6 protein-coding genes are annotated in these 6,877 nt (G+C 59.7%); 3 read left to right on the top strand and 3 right to left on the bottom strand.

Features of this window, described 5'->3' with window-relative positions:
* Positions 1 to 81 precede the first annotated feature (81 nt).
* The 3 genes from ACN0RV_RS15380 to ACN0RV_RS15370 all read right to left on the bottom strand — a co-directional run bounded on the left by ACN0RV_RS15380 (position 82) and on the right by ACN0RV_RS15370 (position 4,110).
* Positions 82 to 726: a nitroreductase family protein gene (locus tag ACN0RV_RS15380; protein ID WP_417348902.1), complete on the bottom strand. Its 645-nt coding sequence runs from the start codon at positions 724 to 726 to the stop codon at positions 82 to 84.
* Between the two features lie 174 nt (positions 727 to 900).
* On the bottom strand, positions 901 to 3,048 hold the full coding sequence (locus ACN0RV_RS15375; RefSeq protein WP_417348900.1) for a M3 family metallopeptidase: 2,148 nt from the start codon (positions 3,046 to 3,048) through the stop codon (positions 901 to 903).
* A 183-nt stretch (positions 3,049 to 3,231) separates the two neighbouring features.
* The gene (locus ACN0RV_RS15370) at positions 3,232 to 4,110 is read right to left on the bottom strand and encodes a LysR substrate-binding domain-containing protein (protein WP_417348898.1); all 879 of its coding nucleotides are present in this window, start codon (positions 4,108 to 4,110) and stop codon (positions 3,232 to 3,234) included.
* A gap of 104 nt (positions 4,111 to 4,214) precedes the next feature.
* On the opposite strand from ACN0RV_RS15370, the gene ACN0RV_RS15365 reads away from it, so the two are divergent.
* The 3 genes from ACN0RV_RS15365 to ACN0RV_RS15355 all read left to right on the top strand — a co-directional run bounded on the left by ACN0RV_RS15365 (position 4,215) and on the right by ACN0RV_RS15355 (position 6,862).
* The gene (locus tag ACN0RV_RS15365; protein ID WP_417348897.1) at positions 4,215 to 4,514 is read left to right on the top strand and encodes a putative quinol monooxygenase; all 300 of its coding nucleotides are present in this window, start codon (positions 4,215 to 4,217) and stop codon (positions 4,512 to 4,514) included.
* A 3-nt stretch (positions 4,515 to 4,517) separates the two neighbouring features.
* Positions 4,518 to 5,513 carry a Gfo/Idh/MocA family protein gene (locus ACN0RV_RS15360; protein WP_417348895.1) on the top strand — a complete coding sequence of 332 codons (996 nt, stop codon included), beginning with the start codon at positions 4,518 to 4,520 and terminating at the stop codon, positions 5,511 to 5,513.
* Positions 5,514 to 5,692: 179 nt separating this feature from the next.
* Positions 5,693 to 6,862, top strand: coding sequence for an AAA family ATPase (locus ACN0RV_RS15355; RefSeq protein WP_417348893.1), 1,170 nt, complete (start codon positions 5,693 to 5,695; stop codon positions 6,860 to 6,862).
* Positions 6,863 to 6,877: the final 15 nt, after the last annotated feature.

Here is a 6,877-nt window from a genome sequence, read left to right as displayed (position 1 = left end):
AGAGGTGCATAGAAAAGCCAGTTGTCACTGACAACTGGCTTAGTCAAAAACCGTCAACGTATTTTAGGACGGGTCATGTGGTTACTTCATTTCGGTGACGAAGCGCTCGCGGGGGATACGCACCTTGGCCGCTTTATCCAGGGTATTGAAGTCCTCATTGGAGCGCACACCGACCAGGGCTGTCACCACTGAGGTCAGCCCCTGCTCCTCCAGGCCCATCAGTTTGTCCAGCTCGTCAGGCAGGAAGCCCTCCACCGGGCAGGCGTCCAGCTCCAGCAGGCCACAGGAGAGCAGGAACTGGCCGAACAGCAGGTACACCTGCTTCTTCAGCCACTCCTGGCGATCCGCCGGGTCCATCCCTTCCACGTAGTTGGTCATCAGGGCGACGCGGTCCTGGTTGATGTCGGTGCCACGCACCTCGGCCACCAGCTGCTCCAGCTCCATCACCTCTTCGGCACCAAACTCAGTCTTGGCACAGAACACGAACAGGTGGGAGGCATCGCGGAACTTGGGCTGATTGTAATCCCAGGCGGCTTTGGCCAGGCGCGCCTTCTCGTCGGCATTGGAGATAACAAACAGGTGCCAGGGTTGGCTGTTGATGGAGGAGGGGGCCAGACGCAGGGTGTCGATCAGTGCCTGGATCTTGGTTTCCTCTGCGCCTTGGCTGGCGTCAAACACCTTGGTGGAGTAGCGCTGTTCCAGCACCTGTTGCAGTGTGTTTATCATGGTTTTGTTTCCTGTTCAGACTTGTGTCTCAGTGTGACCAGAGCCTGAGAAAATTCAAGGAGGCAGATCATGTTGCGAGGCGCTGACACCTTGAATGACCAATGCAGGCTGCTGAGTTTATGGCAGAAAAAAGCCGGCCCCTGGGGCCGGCTGATTCAGTCTCTAAAGAGTGTCTTAGAGGGAGATACCACGGCGCTCCAGCAGGGCGGTGGTGTCAGGCTTGCTGCCTTTGAAGTCCAGGTAGGTCTTCATCAGGTCCTGGCTGTTGCCTCGGGACAGGATGGTGTCACGGAAACGCTGGCCCATTTCGCGAGTCAGGCCGCCGTTGTCACGCATGTGAGCGAAGGCATCGGCTGCCAGGATTTCAGACCACATGTAGGCGTAGTAACCGGCGGAGTAGCCACCTGCGAAGATGTGGGCGAAGTAGGCGGACTTGTAGCGTGGCGGAATCGCTTCAATATTTACGCCGTGCTTGGCCAGGGCTGCCTTTTCGAAGGCTTCCACATCGGTGATCTTGGCGGCTTCCTCAGCGCTCAGGGCGTGCCATTCCATGTCCACCAGGGCGGCGGACAGGTACTCCAGGGTGTCGAAGCCCTGGTTGAACTTACTGGCAGCCAGTACCTTGTCCAGCAACTCCTTCGGAATCGGGGCGCCGGTGTTGTACTGCTTGGCGTAGTTGGCGATCACTTGTGGATCGGCGGCCCAGTCTTCCTGGAAGGTGGAGGGGAACTCCACGAAGTCGCGAGACACGTTGGTGCCAGCCAGGCTTGGGTAGTACACGTCGGAGAACAGACCGTGTACGCCGTGACCAAACTCATGGAACATGGTGGTCACTTCATCCCAGCTCACCAGCTGAGGCTCGCCTTCAGGGGCCTTGGGGATGTTCATCACGTTGATGATGGTGGGCTGGGTGCCCTTCAAGTTGGACTGGCTGACGAAGGTGTTCATCCAGGCACCGCCACGCTTGCCTTTACGGGCAAAGTAGTCGGCGTAGAACAGACCCATGGAGCTGCCGTCCTTGTCGAAGATCTCGTACACCTTCACATCCGGGTGGTACACAGGGATGTCGGTGCGAGGCTTCAGGGTGATGCCGAACAGACGGTTCATGGTGTAGAACACGCCATCTTCCAGAACGCGGTTGAACTCGAAGTACTGAGACACTTCGGCAGAGTTGAGGTTGTACTCTTTCTGGCGCACCTTCTCGGCGTAGTAGAGCCAGTCCCAGGGCTTCACTTCGAAGTTGGCCTGGTCCTGGGAAGCCATGGCTTCAATGGCTTTGGCTTCGTTGGCAGCATTGGCGGCGACCTTGGGGGCCATGGAGCCCAGCAGGTCCAGGACCGCTTCGGGCGTCTTGGCCATGCTGGTCTGCAACTGGTACTCAGCCCAGCTGTTGTAACCGAACAGCGCAGCCTTTTCGGCACGCAGCTTCACCAGTTCCAGCAGCACAGGACGGTTGTCGTATTCACCGCTGGTGGCGCGGTAGGCAGAGGCACGCCACAGCTTTTCACGCAGGTCGCGGTTGGTCAGACTGGAGAGGGCGGCCTGACGGGTGGTGTTGGTCAGGGTCAGCAGGTAGCCCTCTTTGCCCGCGCTCTCGGCGGCCAGTTTGGCGGCGTTGATCTCGCCCTGGGACAGGCCGTCCAGCTGCTTGACGTCGGTGACCAGCAGGGCACCGCTCTGGCTGGCGGCGAGGATGTTGTCGCCGAACTGGGTAGTCAGGGTGGACAGGCGCTTGTTCAGTTCGCGAACCTTGGTCTTGTCCGCGTCGTTCAGGTTGGCACCGGCCAGCACGAAGTCCTGGTAGTAGTTTTCCACCAGACGCAGACCTTCGGGATCCTGGCCCAGCTCGTTACGCTTGTCGTAGATGGCTTTTACGCGCTTGAACAGCTTGTCGTTCAGGTAGATGTTGTCGTTGTGCTCGGAGAACTGGGGGCCCATCTCGGCGGCCAGCGCTTGGCGGGCGTCGTTGCTGGTGGATCCAACCAGGTTGTAGAAGACGCTGGCGGAACGGCTGAGCAGTTCACCGGTCTTTTCCATGGCCACCACGGTGTTTTCAAAGGTGGGGGCGTCCGGGTTGTTGGCGATCGCTTCGACTTCGGCCAGTTGGGCGACCATGCCCGCTTCCATGGCGGGCTTGAAGTGGCTGTCTTCAATCTTGGTGAAATCAGGGGCACGGTAGAGCAGGGTGCTCTCGCTCTTCAGAGGGTTGCTGTCGGCCAGGTGGGCCACCTGGGCGGTGTCGGTCACGGTGTTGGTATCCAATGAAGTACAGGCAGCAAGCGACAGCATCACCGCTGACGCAAGCAGAGTTTTACGAAGCATCATGTCTTCCTTCTTAAATGGCTTGTCGCATTCGCCCCAAGGACGGGAGCGCCTTTGGCTGCGGGCGTTCTAGTTATGATCCCCAATGTTAGCTACTAGAGGGGGTGACGATACCTTATCGTAAAGGGGGAGTGAACGAAAATCCCCAGCAGCCGGGATCTGTAATCAAGTGTTACAGTTTGCTCAGCTTTTCGGCGAAAGCGCCTCCGTCAGGTAATCGATTAGCACGCGAACCCGTTTGGGTGGTTCATTTTCGCGATAGAGCAGATGAATGGGGGCCGGTTTGGGTGACTGTGTTTCCAGCAGTTGCACCAGGCTTCCCCGGGCCAGGTCCTCCTCGACCAGCAACCTTGGCTGAAACAACACACCGGCTCCGGCTCGTGCCGCCGCCAGTAGCGCGTCACCACTGTTGGCTACCATCCTCGCCTGCCCCTTATCAAACGCGGTGGGTGCCCCCCACTGGCTGGCTCGGCGACGGCCAAAGTCGAAGCCCAGGCAGGCGTGCTGACTGAGGCTGGCCAGCGTATCCGGGGTGCCGCTGCGCGCCAGGTAGCTGGGGCTGGCGCAATAGATCAGCTCGTAGCTGCCCAGGGGGCGGGCGATGAGGGAGGAATCGGCCAGTTCGCCAATGCGCACCACCAGATCCGCGGGATGATGAAAGGGATCCACCAGGCTGTTTTCCAGGGTCAGTTCCACATTGATCCTGGAATGACACTCCAGAAAGCCCGCTAACAGGGGGGCCAGCACCCGGCTGCCGTAGGTCACCGGGGAGTTGAGCTTAACCGTGCCCATGGGGGTCTGGCTGCGCTGCTGCAGGGTCTGCTCTGCGGTTTGTAACTCTCGCAACAGCCGCTGGCACTCGGCGTAATAGAGTTGGCCTGACTCGGTGAGGGATTGGCGACGGGTGGTGCGGTTGATCAGCCTGACCTGAAGGTGCTGTTCCAGAGAGCGGATGTGTTTACCCACCATGGTGGCAGTAATGGCATGGGCACTGGCGGCAGCGGCGAAACTGCCCTGTTCGGCGGCGGTGACAAACACCTGCATACTCTTCAGTCGATCCATTATTGGCAACTACCGGTTCTTAATAAAGTAAACAAATGGTGGTTTATCCACTTTTGAGAGTCAACTACAGTGGCGCTTTGATATCACCATCTTGGAAAGGTCGTATGGATCAGGGGCTGTTTATCACCGCCGAACTCAGGGTCAAGCCTGACGTCTCTCTGGAGCTGGCCAAGTTGGCCATCTTCCGCTTCTGCCGGGACATGAAATCGGAGCCCGGTTGCTCCTTTGCTCTGCCGCTGCAAGACAAAGAGGACCCCCGCAAGTTCATCCTGTGGGAGCGCTACGATGATGAAGCGGCGCATCAGGCACACTTCAACGCAGAACACACCCAGAGGTTCATTCGACAGGGCCTCACCGAACTGGTGCAGGCATTCCAGTCTGAGCTGTTGATTCCGGAGCTGTAGCTGATGAGTACACCTGTTCGCTGGGGCATCCTGGGCACCAGCTTTATCTCCGGGGTGATGGCCGATGCCATCGCCGCCGAGGGAGAAACCCGCATTCAGGCGGTGGCCGGTCGCCATCCAGAACGATTGACTCAGTTTGCCGACCAGTACGGCATCGAGTGCCGCTATCAGGATTACGATGCGCTGATCGCCGACCCCGATGTCGACATTGTCTATATCGCCCTGCCCAACCACCTGCACCATGACTATGTGGTCAAAGCCGCTCAGGCCGGCAAGGCGATTCTGTGCGAGAAATCCCTGTCCGTGGATATGGCCGGCACCGAGGCCGCCCTCAGCGCGGTGGCAGACGCGGGGGTCTTTTTTGCCGAGGGGTTGATGTATCTGAACCACCCGGTTGTCGCCAGGGCCGTGGAGCTGGTCAGCGAGGGCAGGTTGGGAGAACTCAAAGCGATTCACGCCAGCTACAGCGCCGCCATCAGCCAGTTTGTGAATCCGGGGAGCAGGGGCACCCTCTATAACCTGGGGTGCTATCCGGCCTCCCTGGCCCACTTGATGTTGCAACAAACCGGCTTGGTCACCCCCTTCAACGGGGCACAGCTTCAGGCTTTGGGGCGCCGTGGCGGCGATGGCAATGTCTGCGAGTCTGCTGCCAGCCTGAGGTTGCGCAATGGCATAGCCATGCAGCTGCACAGCGCCGAGGACTATGGTCTTCACTGGCGGTTTACCCTGGTGGGCAGTGACGCCAGCCTGGAGATGGTCACCAACCCCTGGCTGCCCGGTACCGAGAACAATTTGCGGCTGACGGTCCATGAGCAACCCAGTGAAACCATCGAGGTGGCCGCAGAGGGGGATGCCTTCCTCTACCAGGTGCGGGCAGTGCGCCAGGCACTGGAGGCGAGCCAGCTGCAGCTGAGCAGACCGGCAGCGACGCCAGAGGATTCCAGGGAGATTATGGCGTTGCTCACTCGCTGGGAAGCGGCGACGGCCACTGTGTCGTGAACATCTGGGGTCCCACCTTTGGTGGGGCCTTCATTTTTTAGCTGCGGGAAACTTATGCTGTACACGATGCTGGTCTGAGGTTGGTCTTTTGGACTGAGCTGAATGTCGAAATGGCTAACTTCAGCCGCGAGGCAACCGATGCTAATGTAATGCCATCGAGTTTCAAGCCTCCCCAAATTATGCTGACCGCTTTCGCCATTGAAAACTACCGCTCCATTCGCAGCCTGCGCATTCCCCTGGGGCCCCTGACGCTGATCACCGGCGGCAACGGCTGTGGTAAGTCCAATCTTTATCGGGCCCTGAGACTGCTGGCGGAAACCGGTCAGGGAGGGGTGGTCACGGCGTTGGCCCAGGAGGGGGGATTGCTTTCTACCATGTGGGCAGGCCCTGATGAGATCACCGGTGGGATGCGTCGTGGCGAGGTGGCGGTACAGGGGACAGGCCGCAATCGTCACTCAAGGTTGAAACTGGGGTTTACCGGGGAGCCCTTCAGTTACGCCATCAGCCTGGGCATGCCCGAGCCTGTGCCTCGCAGCGTGTTTAATCTGGATCCTGAGGTTAAGCGGGAGTCCATCTGGAGCAGCAGTCGCTGGCGCCCGGCCTCGGAACTGGTCAGCCGACAGGGGCCCCTGGTGAAAAGCCGGGAGGGGCGTGGCTTTCGGGTGGTCAGTCAGCACCTGCCTGCTTACGACAGCATGTTTGATCAGGTGGCGGACATTCAGGCCACGCCAGAGCTGTTTGCCATGAGAGAGGAGATCCGCCGCTGGCGCTTCTACGATCACTTTCGCACCGATCCGGGCGCACCCGCCCGTCAGGCGCATATTGGCAGCCGAACTCCGGTGCTGCACCATGATGGCAGGGACCTGGCGGCGGCCCTGCAGACCATCCGGGAGGTGGGGGATGCGCAGGGGCTGGATGAGGCGATCCACAGGGCATTCCCCGGCTCTCGGCTGAATATCGAGATCAGCGCAGACAACCGTTTTACCCTGAGTTTGCTGCAGCCCGGTATGTTACGCCCGCTGACGGCAGCAGAGCTGTCCGACGGCACCCTGCGCTATCTGCTGCTGACCGCAGCCCTGCTCACTCCCAGGCCACCCAATTTGATGGTACTGAACGAGCCGGAGACCAGTTTGCACCCGGATCTGTTGCCAGCCCTGGGGCAATTGATCATCAATGCGTCCGTTCACAGCCAGGTATGGGTTATCTCTCATGCTCCCAGGTTGATTGCTGCCCTGGAGAAGAGTTCGGACTGCCATTCCATCGAGCTGCACAAGCCCCACGGGGAGACCGAAGTCCTGGGTCAGTCGATGCTGGATGAGCCCCCCTGGAGCTGGCCGGCGGGTTTGTAACCCTCAATGGCCTCT

This window comes from Ferrimonas sp. (assembly GCF_048263965.1).
Lineage (GTDB): Bacteria > Pseudomonadota > Gammaproteobacteria > Enterobacterales > Shewanellaceae > Ferrimonas.
This window is presented reverse-complemented; position numbering and strand designations above follow the sequence as displayed.

Excerpts from the sequence above, each read along its gene's own strand:
- ACN0RV_RS15380 (WP_417348902.1), bottom strand. The coding sequence starts at position 726 with ATGATAAACACACTGCAACAGGTGCTGGAACAGCGCTACTCCACCAAG.
- ACN0RV_RS15375 (WP_417348900.1), bottom strand. The coding sequence starts at position 3,048 with ATGCTTCGTAAAACTCTGCTTGCGTCAGCGGTGATGCTGTCGCTTGCT.
- ACN0RV_RS15370 (WP_417348898.1), bottom strand. The coding sequence starts at position 4,110 with ATGGATCGACTGAAGAGTATGCAGGTGTTTGTCACCGCCGCCGAACAG.
- ACN0RV_RS15365 (WP_417348897.1), top strand. The coding sequence starts at position 4,215 with ATGGATCAGGGGCTGTTTATCACCGCCGAACTCAGGGTCAAGCCTGAC.
- ACN0RV_RS15360 (WP_417348895.1), top strand. The coding sequence starts at position 4,518 with ATGAGTACACCTGTTCGCTGGGGCATCCTGGGCACCAGCTTTATCTCC.
- ACN0RV_RS15355 (WP_417348893.1), top strand. The coding sequence starts at position 5,693 with ATGCTGACCGCTTTCGCCATTGAAAACTACCGCTCCATTCGCAGCCTG.